Annotated in this window: 20 protein-coding genes; 2 read left to right on the top strand and 18 right to left on the bottom strand. The window is 63.5% G+C overall.

Features of this window, described 5'->3' with window-relative positions; genetic code table 11:
- Nucleotides 1–19: 19 nt before the first annotated feature.
- The 10 genes from Q8M42_RS15995 to Q8M42_RS15950 form a co-directional block, all read right to left on the bottom strand.
- Nucleotides 20–445 carry a thioesterase family protein gene (locus Q8M42_RS15995; RefSeq protein ID WP_304863932.1) on the bottom strand — a complete coding sequence of 142 codons (426 nt, stop codon included), beginning with the start codon at nt 443–445 and terminating at the stop codon, nt 20–22.
- The gene (gene hutH / locus Q8M42_RS15990) at nt 438–1,979 is read right to left on the bottom strand and encodes a histidine ammonia-lyase (protein WP_304863934.1); all 1,542 of its coding nucleotides are present in this window, start codon (nt 1,977–1,979) and stop codon (nt 438–440) included. The genes Q8M42_RS15995 and hutH overlap by 8 nt, the downstream gene beginning before the upstream one ends.
- Entirely contained in the window at nt 1,960–2,898 is a 939-nt protein-coding gene (locus Q8M42_RS15985) for a glycosyl transferase (protein WP_304863936.1), read from the bottom strand. The genes hutH and Q8M42_RS15985 overlap by 20 nt, the downstream gene beginning before the upstream one ends.
- The gene (locus tag Q8M42_RS15980) at nt 2,895–3,629 is read right to left on the bottom strand and encodes a glycosyltransferase family 2 protein (RefSeq protein WP_304863939.1); all 735 of its coding nucleotides are present in this window, start codon (nt 3,627–3,629) and stop codon (nt 2,895–2,897) included. The genes Q8M42_RS15985 and Q8M42_RS15980 overlap by 4 nt, the downstream gene beginning before the upstream one ends.
- Nucleotides 3,630–3,722: 93 nt before the next feature.
- On the bottom strand, nt 3,723–5,390 hold the full coding sequence (locus Q8M42_RS15975) for an acyl-CoA synthetase family protein (protein WP_304863942.1): 1,668 nt from the start codon (nt 5,388–5,390) through the stop codon (nt 3,723–3,725).
- Nucleotides 5,387–5,932 (bottom strand): hypothetical protein, encoded by a 546-nt coding sequence (locus tag Q8M42_RS15970; protein ID WP_304863945.1) that lies wholly within the window; start codon nt 5,930–5,932, stop codon nt 5,387–5,389. Before Q8M42_RS15970 ends, Q8M42_RS15975 begins: the two co-directional genes overlap by 4 nt.
- Nucleotides 5,932–6,192: an acyl carrier protein gene (locus Q8M42_RS15965; RefSeq protein ID WP_304863947.1), complete on the bottom strand. Its 261-nt coding sequence runs from the start codon at nt 6,190–6,192 to the stop codon at nt 5,932–5,934. Before Q8M42_RS15965 ends, Q8M42_RS15970 begins: the two co-directional genes overlap by 1 nt.
- Before the next feature lie 11 nt (nt 6,193–6,203).
- Entirely contained in the window at nt 6,204–6,464 is a 261-nt protein-coding gene (locus Q8M42_RS15960) for a phosphopantetheine-binding protein (RefSeq protein WP_090249897.1), read from the bottom strand.
- Nucleotides 6,439–7,254 (bottom strand): 1-acyl-sn-glycerol-3-phosphate acyltransferase, encoded by an 816-nt coding sequence (locus Q8M42_RS15955; RefSeq protein ID WP_304863955.1) that lies wholly within the window; start codon nt 7,252–7,254, stop codon nt 6,439–6,441. The genes Q8M42_RS15960 and Q8M42_RS15955 overlap by 26 nt, the downstream gene beginning before the upstream one ends.
- Nucleotides 7,227–7,943 (bottom strand): beta-ketoacyl synthase chain length factor, encoded by a 717-nt coding sequence (locus tag Q8M42_RS15950; protein WP_304863958.1) that lies wholly within the window; start codon nt 7,941–7,943, stop codon nt 7,227–7,229. Before Q8M42_RS15950 ends, Q8M42_RS15955 begins: the two co-directional genes overlap by 28 nt.
- A gap of 227 nt (nt 7,944–8,170) precedes the next feature.
- On the opposite strand from Q8M42_RS15950, the gene Q8M42_RS15945 reads away from it, so the two are divergent.
- The gene (locus tag Q8M42_RS15945; protein ID WP_304863960.1) at nt 8,171–8,941 is read left to right on the top strand and encodes a ParA family protein; all 771 of its coding nucleotides are present in this window, start codon (nt 8,171–8,173) and stop codon (nt 8,939–8,941) included.
- Between the two features lie 196 nt (nt 8,942–9,137).
- Here the strand turns inward: Q8M42_RS15945 and Q8M42_RS15940 are convergent, their stop codons facing one another.
- The 5 genes from Q8M42_RS15940 to Q8M42_RS15920 form a co-directional block, all read right to left on the bottom strand.
- A complete protein-coding gene (locus tag Q8M42_RS15940; RefSeq protein WP_304863962.1) occupies nt 9,138–9,938 on the bottom strand; it encodes a universal stress protein in 801 nt (266 codons plus the stop codon).
- 88 nt (nt 9,939–10,026) lie between these two features.
- Entirely contained in the window at nt 10,027–10,470 is a 444-nt protein-coding gene (locus Q8M42_RS15935; RefSeq protein WP_304863964.1) for a YiiD C-terminal domain-containing protein, read from the bottom strand.
- Nucleotides 10,471–10,564: 94 nt separating this feature from the next.
- Nucleotides 10,565–10,999 carry a thioredoxin TrxC gene (gene trxC, locus Q8M42_RS15930; protein WP_275960483.1) on the bottom strand — a complete coding sequence of 145 codons (435 nt, stop codon included), beginning with the start codon at nt 10,997–10,999 and terminating at the stop codon, nt 10,565–10,567.
- 60 nt (nt 11,000–11,059) lie between these two features.
- On the bottom strand, nt 11,060–12,337 hold the full coding sequence (locus Q8M42_RS15925) for a bifunctional O-acetylhomoserine aminocarboxypropyltransferase/cysteine synthase (RefSeq protein ID WP_304863966.1): 1,278 nt from the start codon (nt 12,335–12,337) through the stop codon (nt 11,060–11,062).
- 123 nt (nt 12,338–12,460) lie between these two features.
- Nucleotides 12,461–14,257 carry an SLC13 family permease gene (locus Q8M42_RS15920; RefSeq protein WP_304863968.1) on the bottom strand — a complete coding sequence of 599 codons (1,797 nt, stop codon included), beginning with the start codon at nt 14,255–14,257 and terminating at the stop codon, nt 12,461–12,463.
- Between the two features lie 237 nt (nt 14,258–14,494).
- Here Q8M42_RS15920 and Q8M42_RS15915 point away from each other — a divergent pair, with 237 nt between their 5' ends.
- Entirely contained in the window at nt 14,495–15,190 is a 696-nt protein-coding gene (locus tag Q8M42_RS15915) for an aspartate/glutamate racemase family protein (protein WP_304863970.1), read from the top strand.
- Nucleotides 15,191–15,255: 65 nt separating this feature from the next.
- On the opposite strand, the gene selO is transcribed toward Q8M42_RS15915, so the two are convergent.
- The 3 genes from selO to Q8M42_RS15900 all read right to left on the bottom strand — a co-directional run bounded on the left by selO (nt 15,256) and on the right by Q8M42_RS15900 (nt 21,971).
- On the bottom strand, nt 15,256–16,716 hold the full coding sequence (selO, locus tag Q8M42_RS15910; RefSeq protein ID WP_304863973.1) for a protein adenylyltransferase SelO: 1,461 nt from the start codon (nt 16,714–16,716) through the stop codon (nt 15,256–15,258).
- A 75-nt stretch (nt 16,717–16,791) separates the two neighbouring features.
- Complete coding sequence (gene mscK, locus Q8M42_RS15905; protein ID WP_304863976.1) at nt 16,792–20,148, bottom strand: mechanosensitive channel MscK; 3,357 nt, start codon at nt 20,146–20,148, stop codon at nt 16,792–16,794.
- A 77-nt stretch (nt 20,149–20,225) separates the two neighbouring features.
- Nucleotides 20,226–21,971, bottom strand: a complete 1,746-nt coding sequence (locus Q8M42_RS15900) for a potassium/proton antiporter (RefSeq protein WP_304864147.1) — start codon at nt 21,969–21,971, stop codon at nt 20,226–20,228.
- Nucleotides 21,972–21,982 lie beyond the last annotated feature (11 nt).

Raw genomic sequence — 21,982 nt, 5'->3', positions numbered from 1 at the left:
ACGAGGTTGTGCAGGCTGTTCACGCCACCACCTTTTCAACGGCGTCGATCAGCGCCTTAGGCGATGCAAATTGCATCTCCCGCGTGGCGATTTCCACCGCCACTTGCACGCTGCTGCCACGGGTCATGCGCTCACCGCTGGCGGCGTCCACGATCAGGTAGTTGATCTTCAGGCGGTTCTCCCACTCCACCAGATCGGCGCGCACGATGATCTTCTGACCAAACTGGGCGCCACGGATATAGCGCAGTTGCAGGTCGATCACCGGCCAGGCATAGCCGGCGTCGCGCATCTGCACGTAGTTGTGGCCGAGCTTGTCGAGCAGGGCGCAGCGCGCCTCTTCGAAGTATTTGACGTAGTGGCCGTGCCAGACCACTTCCATCATGTCGACGTCGAAGAACGGCACCTGCAGTTCGATTTCCGCCTGCAATACCCCCTTGCTACGCATAGAGCCTCCAGTGCTGTGCGCGGATGCGCACCAGGCACAGGCGCAGTTCGGCTTCCAGGGCGCGGTCTTCGATCACCGGGTGGAAGTCCACGGCCAGCTGTTCGCGCATGGTGGCGATCGGCGCGGGGATGTCGTTCTTGCCGTCGCGCAGGCGCAGCCACACGCCCTGGTTGGCGGCCAGCAGGGTGGCGGCGGCGACCTGCTCGGTCAGTTCCAGGCTGCGCAGGGCGTCGCGGGCGGCGATGGTGCCCATGCTCACCTTGTCCTGGTTGTGGCACTCGGTGGAGCGTGAGAACACGCTGGCCGGCATGGTGTTTTTCAGCGCTTCGGCAGTCCAGGCACTGGTGCCGATCTGCACGGCCTTGAAACCGTGGTTGATCATCGCGCTGACGCTCGGCGCGCCGGACAGGTTGCTTGGCAGACCGTGGTTGTAGCGGGTATCCACCAACAGGGCGAGCTGGCGGTCGAGCAGGTCGGCGACGTTGCCCACCAGGTTTTTCAGGCTGTCCATGGCGAAAGCGATATGCCCGCCGTAGAAGTGCCCGCCGTGCAGCACGCGCTCGGCTTCGGCGTCGATCAGCGGGTTGTCGTTGGCGCTGTTCAGTTCGATCTCGATAAATTGGCGCAGCAGACCCAGGCTGTCAGCCAGCACGCCGAGCACATGCGGCGCGCAGCGCAGCGAGTAGCGATCCTGCAGGCGGTGCAGCGGCGCGGTCGGCGCGTCGATGGCCAAGTCCTGGCGCAGCCAGGCGGCGACTTGCATCTGCCCCGGGTGTGGCTTGGCGGCGAACAGGCGTTCGTCGAAATGCTCCGGGTTGCCTTCCAGCGCCACCACGTTAAGCGCGGTGATACGCGTAGCCAATTTCAGCAGGTAATCGGCGCGCGAATAAGCCTGGCAGGCCAGGGCGGTCATTACTGCTGTGCCGTTCATCAGCGCCAAGGCTTCTTTCGGCCGCAGGGTCAGCGGCGTCCAGCCGAGTTCCTTGTGCACATCGGCGGCGCTACGGCGCTCGCCCTTGTACATCACTTCACGCTCACCGCTGAGGGTGGCGGCGACATAGGACAGCGGCGTGAGGTCGCCGCTGGCGCCCACCGAGCCTTCTTCCGGGATCAGCGGCAGCACATCAAATTCAAGAAACGCCTGCAGGCGTTCCAGCAGCTCCACGCGCACCCCGGAGACGCCCTGACACAGCGACTGCAAACGCGCGGCAAGCACGGCGCGGGTCGCTGGCTCATCGAGCAGCTTGCCCAGGCCGCAGCCGTGGAAGGTGTAGAGGTGACGCGGCAGCGCCTCGACCTGGTGCAGCGGCACAGCCACCACGCAGGAGTCGCCGTAGCCGGTGGTGACGCCGTAGATCACGCCTTCCTTGTCCAGCAGGCTGTCGAGAAAACGCGCGCCCTTGGCGATTTTTTCGCGGTAGGCGGCATCGCTTTGCAGCTGCGCCGGGGCGCTGCGGCTGGCTAGGGCGACGACCTGCTCGATGCTCAAGGGGCGCTCGCCAAACACGATGGGATCAGGCTGATGTGTCGTCATCTTCATTCCAGAACGGGTAGAAATTGAACCATTGCAGGGGCGCATCCAGGCAGCGTTGCGCGAGCTGGTCGGCGTAGCGCTGGGTCCAGTGGCGGATCACCTCGTCCCGTTCGCTGCGCTTCCAGTGCAGGCGCTCGGCGAAGGGGTCGATGATCACCTGGTAGCGGTTATCGATTTTCAGGCAGTGAATCAGGTTGACCGGGCATTGCAGCAGCCCGGCCAGCAACCACGGGCCTTGTGGGAAGGCAGCGGGCTTGCCGAGGAAATCCACGCTGACCTTGCGGCTGCCCTTGAGCGGCACCCGGTCGCCGGCAATCGCCAGCCATTCGCCGCGCTCCAGACGCTCGGACAATTGCAGCATGATCGCCGCGTCCAGTTCGCTGACCTGGATCAGCCGCAGGTGGGTGGCACCTGCTTCGCCGAGCAGGCGGTTGAACTGTTCGGCATGTTTGGTGTGCACCAGCACGTTCATCGTCACCCGCTCGCCGAGTTCGGCGAGGGCACGGCAGACTTCCAGATTGCCCAGGTGTGCGGCCACCAGCATCTGCCCGCGGCCTTGCTGGTGCAGCTGCGCGCAGGCATTGCTTGGGTCGATCAGGGTCACCTGCTCCAGCCCGAGCTTGCCGTTCCACACATCGAGCTTGTCGAGCAGGGTGTCGGCGAAGCTCATAAAGTGGCGCAACACCGACAGGCGGCTGGGCTGCAGCTCGGCCCGCCCGCTCCAGTTGGCCAGGTTGCGCTGGTACTGGCGGATGCTGCGCCGTGCCTTGGTGCCGAACAGGTAGAAATACAGCACGATCAGGTACAGCAGCGGGCTGATCAGCCTGCGGCCGAGCAGGCGCGCCAGCAGCGCGGTGAATTTCATCAGGATAAAACTGCCGCGCTCGCGCTGCCCGGCCCAATGCTGCTGGCCACTCATGCGCGCCACCTGTGCCAGAGGATCAGCGGGGCGCGCAGCAACATGCCGAAGAACAGTTTGGTGTGCATCTTCGAGATCAGCGCGTTGTCGAGCCACAGGCGAAAGTGCGAGAGGCCGTCCAGCGGGTAATGCACCTTGGTCGGCAGCCAGTGCATCGGCTGATTGCGCCAGGCCAGGCGCACCAGAATCTCGGTGTCGAAATCCATGCGCGTGCCGAGGTTAACCGCGTCGATCAGCGCCAGGGTGGCCGGCAGCGGATAGACGCGAAAGCCGCACATGGAGTCGCGAATACTCAGCGATAGGGTGTTGATCCACACCCATACGTGGGTCAGGTAGCGCGCGTAGAGGCGGCCTTTCGGCACGCTGTCGTCGTACTGCGGATAGCCACAGATCAGCGCCTCAGGGGCTGCCTGCGATGCGTTGATGAAATGCGGCAGGTCGCTAAGGTCGTGCTGGCCATCGGCGTCCACCTGCAGCGCATGACTGAAACCCAGGCGCGCTGCTTCACGCAGCCCGGCCATGACCGCACCGCCCTTGCCCTGGTTGACCGCCAGGCGCACTAGATGGGTGTCGGGCTGTGTGGCCAGCTGATCCATTACTGCCGCGCAGGCTGAGCTGGAAGCATCGTCCACCAGCACGCAGGGCAGGCCGGCCGCGTGCAGTGCAGCGACCACCACGGGCAGCGCGTGCTCGTGGTTGTAGACCGGTATTACCGCGCAGGGCTTATGCATGGCGTGACGCACCGTAGGATGGGTGGAGCAGCGCGATACCCATCGCCGGCCTGTTGGGTATCGCTGCGCTCAACGCCAACCTACAAAAGCCATTCATTGCGCAGGCCCCAGCAGAATCCGCCCGGATGAGCAGGGGGCTTCGCCGTTGCGGAAGGCGAAGTACAGCTTGCCGCGTGCGGCGTCGAAACGCAGGGTCAGTTGCAGCTGATCGCCGGGGCGTACCAACTGCTGGAACTTCAGTACCTCCATGCCGCTGAAGCGCGGCGGCAGGCCTTTGATCAGGCGGCGCGCCAGTTGCTGCGCCCAATCGACCTGCACCACGCCCGGTAGCACCGGGGTCTGCGGGAAGTGGCCGGTGAAGTGCGCGAGATCCAGCGGCACCACCAGCTCCAGCTGCCATTCGCCGTCCTGTTCGACAGCCGACAGTGGCTCCACTTGGGTTGGGCGTGGCGCGGCCAGCAGTGCTTCGACCGTGGCTTGCGCCAGTTTGCCTTGGTTGGTGTAGGGCAGCTGAGCGAGCAGCCGCCAGCGTCGTGGCAGGGCGATGGCTTCGCAATGACCGGCCAGATGCCGACGCAGGGTTTCGCTGACGGTCTTGCGTCCCTGGTTGCGCAGTGCGTGCAAACCGGCCGGGCTCAGGGCCACCAGCGCACCGAGGTAGGCGCGGCCTTCCTGCACCACGCCCAGGCGGGCATCGCTGAGCCACTCGTGGCTGCTTAGTGCCTGTTCGAGCATGGGCAGGGAGATACGTTTTTCTTCCAGTTTGATAATCCGGTCCAGGCGGCCGCGCAGGGCGAAGCGGCCATCGGCCTGCAGTTCCACCGCATCGGCGGTCTGCTCGCGGTGGCCGGCTGGCAGGTAGGGCGAGGTCAGGTGCAGCGCGCCTTCGCCGTTCTGTCCCAGTTCGATGCCGGCAAAGGGCGTCCACAGTTCGCCGCCCTGGCGCCAGGCAATGCCGCCGGTTTCCGAGCTGCCGTAGATTTCTGTGGGCCATTGGCCAAGCAGCTCATGCAGCTCGGCTGCTGTCTCGCTGGGTAGCGCACCGCCCGAGGAGAACACCTGGCGCACTGCACGTAGGGCAGGCCAGTTGAGGTTGTCGCCCATGCGTTTTAACAACGCAGGGCTGGCTACCCAGGCGAAATCAGTGCCGGTTGCCAGACTTTCGCGCTGCAGATCTTCGGGGAACGGCTGGGCGCGGCGCAGAAAGACGCGGCCGGCGCAGAGTGGCCAAAGCACGCGAAACAGCAGGCCGTAGATATGCTGGGTGGCGACGCTGCCGAGGATGGTCGCACTGCCCAGTTGCTCGCCCCACAGTTGCTCCAGGGCTACGACTTCATTGGCCAGCTGGCGCAGGGATTTGTCGATCAGCTTGGCTTCGCCGCTGGAGCCAGAGGTGCACAGGGTCAGTCGGCATTGGTCGAGATCAAGCGGGGCGGGCGGCAGCGCAGCGCTGTCGGCGTTAAGCAGGCCATCGAGATTGTCCAGCCACAGGTCGCACTGCGTGCTGAGGCGCTGGCGGGTTTGCGGCTGGGCGTCGGCCGGCAGCAGCACGGCAATCCCCGCGTGCCAGGCGGCCAGCAGGGCGATGGCCAGCTCAGCGGCATCGTCGAGGTACAGCGCCAGGCGTTTTACGCCACGGCGTTGCAGCTCAGCCGCCAGCTGCAGGGCGTGCTGGCGCAGCTGGGGGTGATCCAGCTCTGCGGTTACTGCGCGCCCTGGGTGGGCGTCGAGCAGCAGGTGCTCGAGGGGCAGCCAGTTCATTCATGTCTCCTTACACGCTGGCGCACCAGCCACTCACCGGCAAACAGCAGGCCCATCAGGCCGTAGGCGATCAGCCCGGTATACAGCGTCCACCAGCTCAGCGGCGCCCAGAAATTCAGCGCCACTACCACCAGGCCGTTGGCCAGGAAGAACCAGGCCCAGACCTGGGTGACAGTGCGGGTATAGCGCACCGCCACTTCCGGCAACTGCGGTTCGCTCAGGCGCGCCAGGCGTTCGATCAGCGGCGGGCCGAACTTCAGGCTCAGGCCGAACAGCGCCAGCAGCAGGCCGTTGAGCAACACCGGATACCAGCGCAGCAGTGCAGGCTCACCGGCCAGACCCAGCAACAGGCAGAAGCCCAGGGCCACGGCGGTCATCCAGCGGTTGCCCGGTTTGCCCCATTGGCTCAGCGCACGCACCAGCCATAGACCGCCGAGCACGGCGGCAAACAGGCGTGGCGACAGATGCTCCATGCCGTAATACACGGCAAAGGGATAGAGCAGCCCGGCCAGCAGCAGGAGCAGGCCAAATAGGCGACTCATTATTCGCTGGCTGGGGCGTTGACCAGCTGCAGCACCGCCTCGACCACGTCACCGACGGTGCGCACCGCCTTGAACTCTTCGGCCGCGAGTTTTTTGCCGGTCTGGCGCTTGATATGGTCGATCAGGTCAACGGCATCAATGCTATCGATCTCAAGGTCCTGATAGAGGTTGGCTTGCGGCGTAATACGTTCGGGCTCCAGCTCGAACAGCTCGACCAGCGCGTCACGCAGGGTGTCGAAAATCTCTTCACGGGTTTGCATCGGCGGCTTCCTCAGGCGGTCTGTTGCGATGACACGAATGCCGCCAGGCTGGCTACGTTGGCAAAGTGCTTGCGGGTGTCTTTGGCTTCGGCGTCGATCTTGATGCCGAAACGTTTCTGGATCGCCAGGCCGAGTTCCAGGGCGTCTACCGAATCCAGGCCCAGGCCTTCACCGAACAGGGTCAGGTCGGCGGCGATGTCTTCGGCAGCCATGTCTTCCAGGCCGAGGGCGTCAATGATCAGGTTTTTAATTTCCAGCTGCAAATCGCTCATCTTTGGCGAGCTCCTTCATAAAGTGTTGGTGCAGAAAATCGTTGAGTTTGCGTGAGGCGATTGGCGGCGGCCCCATGGCATTGAACTGCTGTGGGTGGATATCCTCGCCTACGCGCAGACGAATGTGAAAACGGCGCGACGGAATGCTGTACCAGGGCTCGGCTTTGGTCAGAGTCGTGGGGCTAACGCTGATCACCACCGGGGTAACGATGCGCGCGCCGCGAATGGCGATGGCCGCCGCGCCACGGTGAAATTCTGGTGCCTGCCCCGGCGTGGTGCGCGTGCCTTCGGGGAAAATCACTAGGGTCTGGCCGCTTTGCAGCGCACCGGCCGCTTCGTCGAGCATGTCCATGCTGCCGCTGTTGCTGATGTAGTGGGCCGCGCGCAGTGGCCCGCGCATGCTCGGGTTATCCCACAGGCTCTGTTTGACCACGCAGTTGGCGTCGCGAATAAAGGCGATCAGCACCACCACGTCGATCAGTGACGGGTGGTTGGCGATGACCATCTGCCCTGGCTGGCCGAGGCGCTCGATGCCTTCAACCTCGTAGGTCAGCACGCCGCTGCGGTACATAAAGCGCACGAACAGGTAGAAGGTCTTGCTCACCACCGCGCGCGCGCGGGTGCGTCGGCTCAGGGCATCGCCGGGCAGCAGGGCCAGCAGCGGGAAGATCAGCACGCGCAGCAGCACACCGCCGATGCCGAACAGGCTGAAACTCAGGGCCGTGGCAATCAGCCGCCAGACATAGGGCGCGCTGTAACGGCTCAGGCCTTGTTGCGTGACCAGGTCCATTGTCGGCTCTTCCAGTGGTGCTGCAGGGTCGGCTGATCGCTGCACAGGGCGCGGACCAGATTGAGGGCATGGGGCCATTCGCTGCCAGCGCCTTCGCCCCGGCTCAGTTGCAGCTGCCAGTCATCACCTGGCGTCAGCAACAGGCCAACGGCATAGGGAAACGGCACGTCATCGATAAACGGTGCGTAAAGCTCGGGTGGGGTTTCCTCGGCAATCACCAGCAGCACCGCCGGTGCGCCGTCATGGAGCATGCCGCAGGCTTCCAGTATGGCGTTTTCCAGGCCATCGCCAGCGCCGGCTATCGCGGTCATTTCGCTGTGATCGCCGCGCTGGATCGACCACAGGCCGATGATCGCGTTATGCACCGAGAGGCTGAACTGGGTCGGCGACAGCGGCTCGCCATGCGCCAGGTCGCTCAGAATCGTCAGGGTGCGTGGGGTTTCGCCATGCCGACTGGCGAACACCATGGGTAATTGCGGGTGTGCTTCGGCCAAGGGCCAGGCGACGTGAAAGGCCATCCGCGCCAGGCGGCTTAAGCGTCTGCGCTGCATGGCCGGCAGTGCGCTGACATCCGGCTGCTGACCAGCATCCACCAGGCGCGAGGGTGCCTGATGCCAGGCGCACCAGTCAGCCGTGCTGTCCAGGCCAGGGGCCCAGGCACGCCATTGTTCGATCCTGAAATGTGTCACGCGGTGGGCGTCCATGTCGGCTACGGCCAGCCGCAACCAGCGAAGGGCTTGGCAGCAGGTGTGGCGAAGTGCTGGCATTATCCAGACCGTACGGGCCATGCGCAAATCTGTGGCCTGCTGTTCTGACCGGAGGCGGCGCGGTTTTGCCGAAAATCTCGCCCTTGTCACGTAGTTTGCATAGAATCCGGGACCATTTCGGGGTTTATGCGGGATTCAGGGGGTATTTCATGCGGCGCGTGATCTTCAATCAGAAGGGCGGTGTGGGTAAGTCCAGTATTGCCTGCAACCTGGCCGCGGTGAGCGCTTCCCAGGGCTATCGCACGCTGCTGATCGACCTGGACGCCCAGGCCAACTCGACCCATTACCTCACCGGCCTGACCGGCGAGGACATTCCCATGGGCATTGCCGAGTTCTTCAAGGGCACCCTGTCATCGGCGCCGTTCGGCAAGAAAGGCAGCGTGGATATCTACGAAACGCCGTTCGACAACCTGCATGTGGTCACCGCCACCGCCGAGCTGGCCGATTTGCAGCCCAAGCTGGAGCAGAAGCACAAGATCAACAAGCTGCGCAAACTGCTCGAAGACCTCAGCGAAGACTACGAGCGCATCTACCTCGATACCCCGCCGGCGCTGAATTTCTACACTGTCTCCGCCTTGATCGCCGCCGACCGTGTGCTGATTCCCTTTGATTGCGACAGCTTCTCGCGCCAGGCGCTGTATGGCCTGCTGCGCGAAATCGAAGAACTCAAGGAAGACCACAACGAAGGCCTGGAGGTCGAAGGCATCGTGGTTAACCAGTTCCAGCCGCGCGCCACGCTGCCGCAGCAGCTGCTCGATGAGCTGGTCGCCGAGGGTTTGCCGGTGCTGCCGGTTAACCTGATGAGTTCGGTGAAAATGCGCGAGTCGCACCAGGCCTGTACGCCGCTGATCTACCTGGACCGCAGCCACAAGCTTACTCAGCAGTTTGTCGAGCTGCATGACCTGCTTAACGCCAGCTAATACGGCGGATGGAAAACAAAAAAGCTGCCTAGGCAGCTTTTTTGTTGGGCTGGTTCAGAGCCTGTTGACGATCTCGCGAGCTAGAGCCATGCAAGGCGAAAACAGGTGAGGAAGCGGAGTGTACTTTTGTACATGAGCATTCCGAACCTGTTTTCAACGCAGCAGGGCCGACGCGCAGCAGATCGTCAGCAGGCTCTTAGCGAACGACGTAGATATCGCAAGGCGCCTTGTGCAGGAAGTGCTGCGCCAGGCTGCCGAGCAGGGCTTGCGACAGTGCGCTGCGGCCGTGGCTGCCGAGTACCAGCAGCTCGGTGTTGGTGCTTTTCAGGCGCGCTTGCAGGCAGCGCAGGATGCCGCCTTGCTCCACCGAGTGGGTCAGGGTCGGGCCTTGCTCCGGCAGGTTCTGTGCTTCATCTTCCAGCAACTGGTTGATCAGGGCTTTCTGCGTGCTCAGTTGTGCTTCGACCTGCTTGGGCGTGCCCTTGTCCGGCTCGAATACGTGCAGGGCATGCAGTTCGGCGGCTTCCGGCAGCAGGCGGTAAGCCTGGCCGAGGGCGCTGCAGGCGCAGAGCGAGAAGTCGATGGCGGCCAGGGCGCGCTCATACGGGCGCGAGTCGTTACGCGCGACCAGCAGCAGCGGCACCGGGCAGTTACGCGCAATGCGGTCGAGGCTGGTGCCGGAGAAGAAATCGTGGCGCTGGTGATGGCCGCCCAGTACCAACAGGTCGCAACCCAGCTCATTGAGCTGCTGCAGCACCACTTCCGAGGGTTTGATGCCGGTGCGGATCAGCAGCTGGCTACCGGGCGGGGCGAACTGGGTCAGGCTGCGGTCCAGTGCCTGCTTGGCCTGCTCATGCTCCTGGCTGCTCTTGCTCGGGTCGAGCACATGGAGGATGGTCAGTTTGGCGTTGAACTGCTTGGCCAGCTGCGTGGCGCGGCACAGGGCCATATCCGCAGTGTCGCGCAGGTCGTGGGCAATAAGGATGTGACTGGGCATGGTCGGCGTTCTCCTGCCGATGCATGTCGGCACATTTATTGTGACCTCGAGTCATAGCTGGACTTTTGACCCAGGGCAAGGTCAGGTGTCAGCGTGCGCGTAATTGGTACAGACCGCGACTCTCGACCACTACTTCACCACTCTCATCGGTCAGCTGCAACTGTAAAACATACTCGGCTTTGCCAAGTTCTGTTGCCTGCTTTTGCAACTGCTGGATTTCTTCCGCTGTAAGGCGTGCCTCGACCCAGATATCGCCGCTGGCGGGGCGGCGAAAGCGCAGGTTCATTTCCTTGACGATGGGGTAAAAACGCTGGGCATCGAAGCTGGTGAGGAACAGCGCGCCGCCGGGAATTTCCGCCAGGGTAAACAGCGCGCCGGCGTACATGCTGCCGATATGGTTCTGGTTACCCACCAGTGGCATGCGCAGGCGCACGTGACCCACTTCCAGCACTTCGGCCTCGAGCCCGCTGCGCTTTACAAAGGCGATCTGTTCTTCGGTCAGCTGGCGTACCAGCTCAGTAGGCATCGACATGCTCGGCTCCACACGTATTGTTGTGCAGCCAGCCTAAAGGTTGGTCGATGGCAGAGTAATGACCAGCAGGTCGCCGCTCGATTGACCGATTCGCTCAGATGCCCTGCTGGCGTAGCCAGCCAAACAGTTGCGGCAAGGGCAGGGCGCCGCTCTGCCGGGCGACTTCCACGCCACCCTTGAGCAGGATCAGCGTGGGGATCGAGCGGATGCCCATTTCTGCAGACAGTTGCGGGTTGGCTTCGCTGTCCAGTTTGCTCAGGCGGCAGTGGCCTTGCAGCTGCGCGGCGGCTTGCTCATAGATGGGCGCAAAGCTGCGGCACGGGCCGCACCAGCTGGCCCACACATCGATCAGCAGCGGCAGGTCGCCCTTGTTCTGCGCATCGAAGTTGGCCTGGGTTAGCTCGAAAGGCGTGCTCGGCAGCACCTCGGCCTTGCAGCGGCCACAACGCGGCGCATCGCCCAGGCGCTCGGCGGGAATACGGTTGAGGCCGTTGCAGTGCGGGCAGGGGATCAGCAGGGGATTGGACATGGGCGACTCCAGAGGCGGTTATCCCTAATCTGGAGTCGCTTGCGCGGATATCAAGGGCGATCAGCTCGCCGCAGCGTCCAGCGCCTGAGCCAGGTCGGCGAGGATATCGTCGCTGTGCTCGATGCCGATGGACAGGCGCACCATGTCGCGCGGCACGCCGGCGCGCTCCAGCTCTTCGTCATTGAGCTGGCGATGGGTGGTCGAGGCCGGGTGGCAGGCCAGCGATTTGGCATCGCCGATATTCACCAGGCGCACCACCAGCTTGAGTGCATCGATAAACCGCGCCCCGGCAGCCTGGCCGCCGACGATGCCAAAGGAAAGGATTGAGGCCGGTTTGCCGCCGGTGTAGCGCAGCGCCAGGTCATGCTCGGGATGATCCGGCAGGCCGGCGTATTTCACCCAGGCTACCTGCGGGTGGTTCTGCAGGTAGTGGGCGACCTTCAGCGCGTTCTCGGTATGCCGCTCCATGCGCAGGGCCAGGGTCTCCAGGCCTTGCAGAATCAGGAAGGCATTGAACGGCGACAGCGCCGCACCGGTGTTGCGCAGCGGCACCACGCGGCAGCGGCCGATAAAGGCGGCGGGGCCAAAGGCTTCGGTGTAGGTCACGCCATGGTAGGACGGATCTGGGGTATTGAGCAGCGGGAAGCGCACTTTGTTGTCGGCCCAGGGGAACTTGCCGGAGTCGACCACGATGCCGCCGATGCTGGTGCCGTGGCCGCCGATGTATTTGGTCAGCGAGTGCACAACGATGTCCGCGCCATGCTCGAACGGGCGGCAGAGAATCGGCGTGGCCACGGTGTTGTCGACGATCAGCGGCACGCCATGGCGGTGCGCGGCAGCGGCGAGGGCAGCCAGGTCGACGATATTGCCGGCCGGGTTGCCGATGGATTCGCAGAACACCGCCTTGGTGCGCTCGTCGATCAGCGCTTCGAGGGCGGCGATATCGTCGTGGGCGGCAAAGCGGGTCTGGATGCCGAAGCGCGGCAGGGTGTGGGCCAGCAGGTTGTAGGTGCCGCCATAGAGCTTGGCCACCGAGACGATGTTGTCGCCGACCTCGGCCACCGTCTGGATCGCGTAGGTGATGGCGGCCATGCCCGAGGCCACGGCCAGTGCACCGACGCCACCTTCCAGCGCCGCCACGCGCTCTTCGAGCACGGCGTTGGTCGGGTTCATGATCCGCGAATAGATATTGCCGGCGACCTTCAGGTCGAACAGGTCGGCACCGTGCTGGGTGTCATCGAAGGCAAAGGAGCTGGTCTGGTAGATCGGCACCGCCACTGCCTTGGTGGTCGGATCGGGGCTGTAGCCGGCGTGGATGGCCAGGGTTTCCAATTTCATGCGCGCGTTCCTTCAGAGCAGATTGAAAGGTTGGCAGCATGGGCAAAGCAGCAAGGCCCGGTCAATGCGCTGGAGCAATGAAAAGGGCCTTGGCTTAGATCGATATGTTCGCCGCTTATGCCGTCAAACCGGTGTCAGCGGGAAGAACCAGGGGATGACGAAACTGGCCACTATCCACAGCAGCAGATTGAGCGGAATGCCGACCTTCATAAAGTCGGTAAAGCGATAGCCGCCGGCGTTATACACAAAGGTGTTGGTCTGATAGCCGATGGGCGTGGCGAAGCTGGCGCTGGCGGCGAACATCACTGCGACCACAAAGGCACGCGGGTCGACGCCCAGGTGCTGGGCCATGCCGATGGCAATCGGGGTGACCAGCACGGCGACGGCGTTGTTTGAGAGCATCTCGGTAAGGATCGAGGTGAACAGGTAGATAAAGCTCAGCATCAACAGCGGCCCAGCCCAGGGCAGCCAGCCCATGACGTTTTCCACCAGCAGGGTGACCAAGCCGACCTTGGCCATGGCGATGCTGATGGCCAGCATGCCGAAGATCAGGCTGAGGATCTTCCAGTCCACCGCCTTGTAGGCGTCTTCCACATCCAGGCAGCGTGTGGCCAGCACGGTCACTGCGCCGATGATCGCCAGGCCCTCGATGGGCATCACGCCGAACGCGGCGAGGATCATTACCGCGAGGGTGGCGATGATCGCAATCGGCGCCTTGTCGCGGCGGAAGGCGCGTTCCTGTACGGCGTTGAGGCTGATCAGTTCACCGTTGTCGGCAAAGCGCTTGATCTGTGTCGGGGTGCCTTCCACCAGCATCACGTCGCCAAACTGCAGCTCGAAGTCGTCGAGGTTGCCCTGGATATTCTCGTCCTGTCGGTGTACGGCGAGTACGGCAATGCCATAACGCGCGGTCAGGTCGAGGTCGCGCATCGGCCGGTGGCTGTAGCGCGAGTTACGCCCGACGATGGCCTCGGCGAGGATCACGTCATGGCTGCTGATGGTCTCGAAGGCATCGCTGCGGTTGAAGATCAGGTGGCCGCTTTCACGCAGATCGACCACGTCCTTGACCTGGCCGTGCAGCACCAGGCGGTCGCCGCTGGCCAGCAGGGTGTCGGCAGCGGGCTCGGTGAGTTCCAGCTCCTCGCGAAACAGTTTCAGCACCAGCAGGCCGCTGCCGCCGTTGAGGTTGGCTTCGTGCAGGGTCTTGCCGATTACCGGCGAATCGTGCGGCACCAGCAGCTCGGTCATAAAGGTGCGGTCCAGATCCGGGCGCAGCTGCTTGGACAGGGTTTCGCGGTTAGGCAGCAGGTGGCGGCCGATGGTCAGCAGATAGAGCATGCCGACACTGGCCAGGATCAGGCCCGCGCCAGTGATCTCGAAGATGCCGAAGGGCGCCAGGCCCGCCTTGCGCGCCACGCCGTCGACCAGAATGTTGGTCGAGGTGCCGATCATCGTCAGGGTGCCGCCGAGGATGGTGGCGTAGGACAGCGGGATCAGCAGTTTTGACGGCAGCGTGCCGGCGCGGCGGGCCAGGGCGATGGCCACCGGGGTGAGGATGGCCACCACCGGGGTGTTGTTCAGGCAGGCGGAAATCACCAGAGCGGTGACGGTCAAGCCGGTGAGCACGCGAATCGGACTGGTGCCCACCAGATTGCCCAGCCAATTGCCGAGGGCGTCGATGCAGCCGGTGCGCTCCAGCGCGGCGGACAGCACGAACATGCAGGCAATGGTCACCGGCGCCGAGTTGCTCAGCACGCTGAGCACTTCCGCAGGCGTCAGCAGCTGGGTAATCAGCAGCGCCGCCACGGCAATGGCCGCGACGATATCCGGGCTCCATTTCTCGCGCACAAAGGCGTACAGCACCCAGATCAGTAGGGCGCCGACAAACAGCAAGGGCAGGGGCAGTGAATCCCAGAACATGGACATCCTTAGCGTGCGAATCTCGTGTGAGGTATCGGGCGCGCCAATCCAGACGGGGCGGCCACGCAGGGCGGAGAAGATAAGGGTTGCTGCTTAGAGAGTCTAAGAATGTTTGGAAAGGTTTATATGCCTTTTCGATTTAATAGATAAGGCTGTACCGACCGCTCTGCCACGCACTGTGCCTGTGCGCCGGGGCGGTGGCGGATTAGGCTCAGGCTTTAGTGAGTGGGAGGTGATATGCGTCAGCTAGGCATTCTGGGTGGCATGAGTTGGGAGTCCACGGCCAGTTATTACCGCGTGCTCAACCAGGGCGTGCGCGAGCAGTTGGGCGGTCTGCATTCGGCACCGCTGCTGCTGCATTCCGTGGATTTTGCCGAGATCGCCGAGCTGCAGCGGCGTGGCGACTGGCAGGCGGCTGGGCAAGTGCTGGCGCAGGCGGCTCAGGGTCTTGAACGAGCGGGAGCAACGGCCTTGCTGCTGGCCACCAACACCATGCACAAGGTGGCGCCGGCCATTGAAGCTGCGGTGGATATTCCCTTGCTGCATATCGGCGATGCCGTGGGCCAGGCCCTGCAACGTCAAGGTGTGCGCCGTGCAGCCTTGCTCGGGACGCGCTTTACCATGCAGGAGGACTTCTACCGTCAGCGCCTGGCCGAGCGCTTTGCCATCGAAGTAATCACCCCGAACGCGGCGCAGATGGCGGAAGTCGACCGGGTGATCTTTGCCGAACTGTGCCAGGGCCATTTTTTGCCGCCGGCGCGGGCGTTCTATCTGGATTGTTTGCGCGCGCTGCAGGGGCAGGGCGCCGAGGTGGCCATCCTCGGTTGCACCGAGATTGGCTTGCTGCTCGATGGTTTGGACGCGTCGCTGCCGCTGCTCGACAGCACCGAGCTGCATGTGGCCATGGGGCTGGAATGGATGTTGGGTTCGTAGGTTTTTTATCATGTGGGAGGCGCTTTAGCGGCGATTGTCGCGGCTAAAGCCCCTCCCACGTCTGGCTACGATGAACAGCTGATTTCCAGGTGTTTACCCCATTCCGGCGGGCGCTGGGCGTAGCGCTCGAAGCCGGGCTGCTCGTCGAAGGGCCGCGACAACACCTGATGCAGCTCGCGCACCGGTGCGTAGTCGCCCTGTTCGGCGGCTTCGATCGCCTGCTGCGCCAGGTAATTGCGCAAAATGTACTTGGGGTTGGCTGCGTGCATGCGCGTGCGCCGTTGCGTGTGCTCGTCGCCATCCAGAGCGCTGCGCGCCAGGTAGTCAGCGGCCCAGGCGTCGAAACCAGCCAGGTCGGTGAAATCGTCGCGCAGACGCGCTACGGCTTGCGCAGCCGGGCCGTCGCCGAGTTCGCGGAAGAACAGGGTGTAATCCACCACGCTGCTCTGCATCAGTTGCAGCAGGCGCTGCACCAGGGCTTCATCGCCGTCATCGGCACTGAGTAGGCCCAGGCGCTTGCGCATCAGGTCGAGGTAATGCGTCTGGTACAGCGGTAGAAACAGGCCGAGGGCTTCACGCAGCGCGTCGACATCGACCAGCGGCACCAGGGCCTGGCCGAGGGCGGCGAGGTTCCACTGGGCAATGGGCACCTGATTGCTGAACGAGTAACGGCCGCTGTCATCGGAATGGTTGCAGATGTGCTGGGCATCGAAATCATCGAGAAAGGCGTAGGGACCGTAGTCGAAGGTGATGCCGAGGATCGACATATTGTCGGTGTTCATCACCCCATGGCAGAAGCCGTAGGCCTGCCAGTAGGCGATCATCGCCGCGTTGCGTTCGATAATCTCGCGGAACATCGCCAGGTACGGCAACTCCTGCTGCAGGCAGTCGGCATAGTGGTTGTGCAGCACATGTTCGGCCAGCTGTTTGAGCTGCTCATGCTGCTGGGTGTAGTAGAAATACTCGAAGTGACCGAAGCGGATATGGCTGGGCGCCAGGCGTAGCACCATCGCTGCGCTTTCCTGCTTTTCGCGCCACACCGGGGTGCTGGAGCCGGTCACACAGAGCGCCCGCGAGCTGGGGATGCCGAGGGCGTGCAGGTGTTCGCTGGCGAGAAATTCGCGGATCGATGAACGCAGCACCGCGCGGCCGTCGCCCATGCGCGAGTAGGGCGTTTGCCCGGCGCCTTTGAGGTGCAGGTCCCAATACTCGCCGGCGTCGTTGATTACTTCACCGAGCAGCAGGCCACGGCCATCGCCCAGGCGCGGGTTGTAGCCGCCGAACTGATGCCCGGAATAGACCATGGCGCGTGGCTCGGCGCTGCTCCACAGCTTGTGCCCGGCGAAGATCTGCGCAAACACCTCGCTCTCGGCTTCACTCGGGTCCAGATCAAGCAGGGCCATGGCGGCCGGGCTGGCAACGACCAGGCGCGGCTCGGCAATCGGCTCGGGCAGCACGTGGGTGGAGAACGCGTCGCCGAGGCGGGCAAAACGGTTGTCGAACTGCAGCTCGATAAGCGGCTTCACGGTCAGGCTCCAGCCGGGCAGATGCGGCCCGGCAGTATGAGGTGGCGGCCCGCGCAGGCAGGCCGAGTGGCTGGCTTACAGCGGGTCTACAGAGGGGGTAGGCGGCAGCTGCTCTTGTTTCGCGGCGGCCGCTGCCCCCGCGTTTATAAGCTGTCCGCTACTCAGATTGAGTTCCTGGCCTTGCAGGTTCTTGATCATCACCTCGACCTGATTGAAGGCCATTTCCACTCCGTGCTCACGGAAGCTCAGGGCGATGCGCGTAAGGATTTCGTCGGTGGACGCGTTGCGGTCGCCCAGCTCGCGCACATGGAAGCGCAGCTCGTAATCGAAGGTGCTGGCACTGATATTAAGGAAGAACAGCTGCGGAGTGGGGTCGCGCAGCACCCGCGGGTTTTCCTCGGCGGCCTGCATCATCAACTTGCGCGCCAGCGGCAGGTCGGTTTCGTAGGCCACGCCAATCTTGATGATCACTCGGGTGACGGTGTCGTTGAGCGACCAGTTGATCAGTTGATCGGTGACGAAGGTCTTGTTCGGTACGATGATTTCTTTGCGGTCGAAATCGGTGATGGTGGTGGCGCGAATGCGGATCTTGCTCACGGTGCCGGACAGGTTGCCGATGGTCACCACGTCGCCGATGCGTACCGGGCGCTCGAACAGGATGATCAGGCCGGAGATAAAGTTGGCGAAGATTTCCTGCAAGCCAAAGCCCAGACCCACCGACAGCGCGGCCACCAGCCATTGCAACTTGTCCCAGCTGACCCCGAGTGTCGACAGGGTGATGACAAAGCCGATGCCGACAATCGCGTAGGACAGCAGGGTGGTGGTGGCGTAGGCGCTGCCCTGGGCCAGCTTCAGCCTGGAGAGCACCAGCACTTCGAGTAGACCCGGCAGGTTACGCCCCAGCGCCACGGTGATACCGATGATGATCAGCGCGCCGAGCACGTCGCTGAGGCTGATCGGCACCAGAGTGGCGGCATCGCCGGTACCGCTGCTGTATTCGTACAGGGCGATATTGTCGAGATAGGTGAACACCGAGATCAGGTCCGCCCAGACCCAGTACAGGCCTGCGATAAAGGTGCCGAGCAATGCCAGGCGGATCAGGCGCAGCGACTGCTGGTTGACCTGCTCGATATCCAGGGTCGGTTCCTCGACCACGTTTTCCGTGCCTTCGCCGCTGTCCTTGCTCTGTGCCTGGCGTTTGCTCATGGCGCGCTGGTAGGCCAGGCGGCGTGCTGCAACGCCCAGGCCGCGGACGAAGGTAGCCTCGACGACCAGCCAGATCACCAGCAGATACAGCGTATTGATCAGGCGGTCGCTGAGTTTCAGCGCGGTGTAGTAGTAGCCGAAGCCGACCGCGACGATCAACGCCAGTGGTAGCAGGCTCAGGGCCATGCCGATCAGCATGCGCAAGGCCGAGGCATGCTCGCGGGCCGGGCCGGTGAGCAGCAGCTTGTGCAGCAGCCAGACCATCAGCGCATAGCCGCTCAGCACCACGGCCAGGCCAATCACATCATCGCCGAGGCCGGCCGGCTGGTGTTTGGCAATCGTCACCACCGCCACCAGCGCCATCACCACCAGGCCCAGGCGGCGCACTTGTTTATGCAAGAAGGCCACTTGCGGGCGGCCCCAGCGGAAGTGCAGCTCGGCCACACCGCCGTCGGCGAGGATGCGGTACAGGGTGTAGAACACCAGCCAGGCCTGGGCCATCTGGAACAGCGCTTCCCCCAGGTTGGCGTTCTGCCCGCGGGCGTCCATCTGCAGGGCGAAACCGCACAGTGCCAGGAACAACGTGCCGGGCAGGGCCAGCAGCACGTTGAGCATGATCGCCATCGGCGTGTGCAACTGGCTGTCGCGTTTGAAATGGCCGATGTCCTGATGCAGCTCGGCGAGCTTGCGGTACAGGTAACCACGGCGCCACAGCAACACGACTATCAGCAGCAGCAATGGCAGGAACAGCAGCGGTCGTTCGGTCAAGCCGGCGCCCAGCTGGCGCAGGTTGGCTCCCCAGGGCAGTTCGGCGATCTGCCGCTCGAGCAGGCGTGGCGCCGATTTGAACCATTCCAGATCCAGCGGCTTGTTGCTGGGTATCCAGAACATTTGCTCGTCGAGGGTGGCGCGCAGGGTGTCTGCGGTGCTTTTCAGCTGTTTCTGACTCAGCTGCAGGGTGATCGACTCGTTGAGCAGGGCATTCAGCTCACGGTTGAGGCGGTCGATCAGCTCGCGGCGGGTGTTGATGATTTCCAGCAAGTCAGTACGCAGCGCCAGGGTGTCGGCGTTGCTGTCAGCAGTGGTGAGCAGCTTCTCGACATACACGCTGGGGTTGTTGATGGCTTCACGCTGCTGGTTGAGCTCGAACTGATACAGGCGCAGGTCGGCGATCTGGTCAGGCAGGCTGCTGTCTATTTTCAGCGTTGGCAGCGCTTGCTGCTGCTTATAAAGGATGCGCGAAAGCAGCAGGCTGCCCTGCAACACGCTGATCTGTTCGGCCAGGGCCTGGTCGCTCTGGCTCAGGCTGTCGAGTTGTTGCTTGGTTTGCAGGTTCAGGCGGGTCAGCTCATTGAGCCGGTCGGTGGCACGCAGCAGGTAGTCGGAAAGCTTCAGGTTGAGCGCGCTTTCGCGGGCCAGTACGGTGTCGCTACCGGCTTTTTCGGCTTCGCGCGATTGCTCGGCAACGGTCTGCTCGGACAAATCGCGGCGCTTGCTGTTGATCAGGTTTTGCAGGTCGAGTAGCTCTTTTTCGAGGCGTTTGATGCGCTCTTCCAAGAGGCTGCGGCGGCTGTTGCCGAGGTCTTGCAGCAGGCTGTTGCCGGCCAGTTCCTGGCGGCGCAGCTGGGTTTGTGCATTGAGCTTGGCCAGCTCGGCATTCAGTTGGTCACGCCGCTCGCTGCTCAGGGGCTTGTTGGCCTCGCGGCCGCTTTTCAGGATGCCGTTGATCGTCTGGCTGCGTGTCTGATTGCTGCTGATTTCCGCCTGGGCGCGCTCCGGGCGGGTTTGCGAGGTGATCACCAGGCTGTTGGCGTCGATGATCTGTTTCTGCCACTCGTTGAGCTGCGCGTTGCGCTCGGCCAGCAGCTGTTCGAGCTGCGGCAGCGCGCTTTTGCCATAGCGCAGATTGACCTCGGTGGGCACGCTGTTTTTCAGTCGATCAAATTCGCGCTGTGCCTCGCCAATCAGGCGTGGGGCCTGCTGCAGTTGTTTTTCCAGGTCAGCCAGGCGCTGTTCGCTGTCGGCTTTTTCACCCAGCAGCGCCAGGGTTTTCTCCAGGGTCTGCTTGACGGCCAGTTGCTCGGCTTCCGGCAGCTTGCGCTCGGCCAGGTTGTCCAGGCTGCTTTGCACGGCCGCGCGGCTCGGCGCCTCGGCGGCATGCAGCAACGGGGCGCTCAGACACAGCCCGAGCAGGGCGACAGCAAGATAAGTGCTAAGAGACGGCATAGTGACGATCGTTGGCTCGAAAAGAAGCTGAGTTTAACAGGCGCCCGACTAAGCGCCTGTGCCGCGTATAACGGCTATTAGAGGAAGAGTCCTGGTCCTGGGCGACTGCCTTCGGGGAATCTGACGCCGACCTTGCGGATCTTGTTCCCTTCCATGGCGGCCACGGTCCAGGTCAGGCCTTGCCATTCCACCTGGTCGCCGATGACCGGCGAGCCGCCAATCTTGTGGGCAATAAAGCGGCCCAGGTGCAGCTGGCCTTCGGCGCCTTCCAGTTTCAGGCCGTAGAGGGCGGCGATGGCGGCCAGTTCGGCATCGCCTTCCAGCACGAAATCACCGAAGAAGCGCAGGTCCTGGCCGCGTGTGGGCGCCTGGCTGAACAGCTTGCCGAGGGCGGGCAGGTCGTGTTCATGGCCGACCACGCAGAGCAGGTCACCGGCATCCAGGGTGGTGCTGCCGGAGGGGTGCAGCAGCTCCTTGCCACGGAACAGTGCGGCGATGCGCGTGCCTTCGGGCATCTTCAGCTCGCGCAACGGCGCGCCGATGCACCATTTTTCCGCCCCGAGACGGTAGATAAACAGCTCCCACTGGCTGGTCGGATGCACGTCCAGCCCCGCGCGCGATACGGGCGCCGGCTCCGGCGGTACGGTGACGCGCAGCAACTTGGCGGCAAACGGCAGGCTGGTGCCCTGCAGCAGCAGCGAGACCAGCACGATAAAGAACGCCACGTTGAAGAACAGCTGGGCATTCGGCAGGCCGGCCATCAGCGGGAACACCGCGAGAATAATCGGCACCGCGCCGCGCAGGCCGACCCAGGCGATAAAGGCGCGCTCGCGGTCATGGAACGCCTTGAAGGGCAGCAGGCCGAGAAATACCGACAGCGGCCGGGCAAACAGGATCATCCACAGCGCCAGGCCCAGGGCCGGCAGGGCAATGGGCAGCAGCTCGTGGGGGGTGACCAGCAGGCCAAGGACCAGGAACATGCCGATCTGCGCCAGCCAGGTCAGGCCGTCGAGCATATGCAGGATGCCGTGGCGCGAGCGGATCGGTCGGTTGCCCAGCAGCAGGCCGCACAGGTAGATCGACAGAATGCCGCTGCCGCCGACGGCGGTGGTGATGGCAAAGATGATCAGGCCGCCGCTGACCACCAGCAACGGATACAGGCCGTTGGCCAGTTCCATGCGGTTGATCAGGTTGAGCAGCAGCCAGCCGCCACCGAGGCCGAACAGCGCGCCGATGCCGAACTGCTGCAGCAGCTGCACCAGCAGGCTCCAGCTCATGCCGTCCTGGCCGCTGGCGAGCATGGCGATCAGGGTAACGGTGAGGAACACCGCCATCGGGTCGTTGCTGCCGGATTCGATTTCCAGGGTGGCGCTGACCCGTTCGTTAAGGCCGCGCCCGCCGAGCAGGCTGAATACCGCAGCCGCATCGGTGGAGCCGACGATGGCGCCGATCAGCAGGCCTTCCATCCAGGTCAGGTCGAACAGCCAGGCCGCCGCGACACCGGTTAACCCGGCGGTCAGCAGCACGCCCAGCGTGGCCAGGGACAACGAGGGCCACAAGGCCACACGAAAACTGGAGACCCGCGTACGCATGCCGCCATCGAGGAGGATGATGGCCAGCGCCAGGTTGCCAACCAGGTAGGCCAGCGGGTAATTGTTGAAGATGATGCCGCCAGGGCCGTCGGTGCCGGCGAGCATGCCGACAGCGAGAAAGATCACCAGAATCGGGATGCCGAAACGCGAACCGAAGGCGCTGACCAGAATGCTCATGGCCACCAGCATTGCACCGATCAAAAACAGATTATTGATGGTGCTGGCATCCAAGGCGCGTACTC

The sequence above is a fragment of the Pseudomonas sp. genome, assembly GCF_030684895.1.
Lineage (GTDB): Bacteria > Pseudomonadota > Gammaproteobacteria > Pseudomonadales > Pseudomonadaceae > Aquipseudomonas.
The sequence above is the reverse complement of the archived record's forward strand: the minus strand, read 5'-3'. Positions and strand labels throughout refer to the sequence as shown.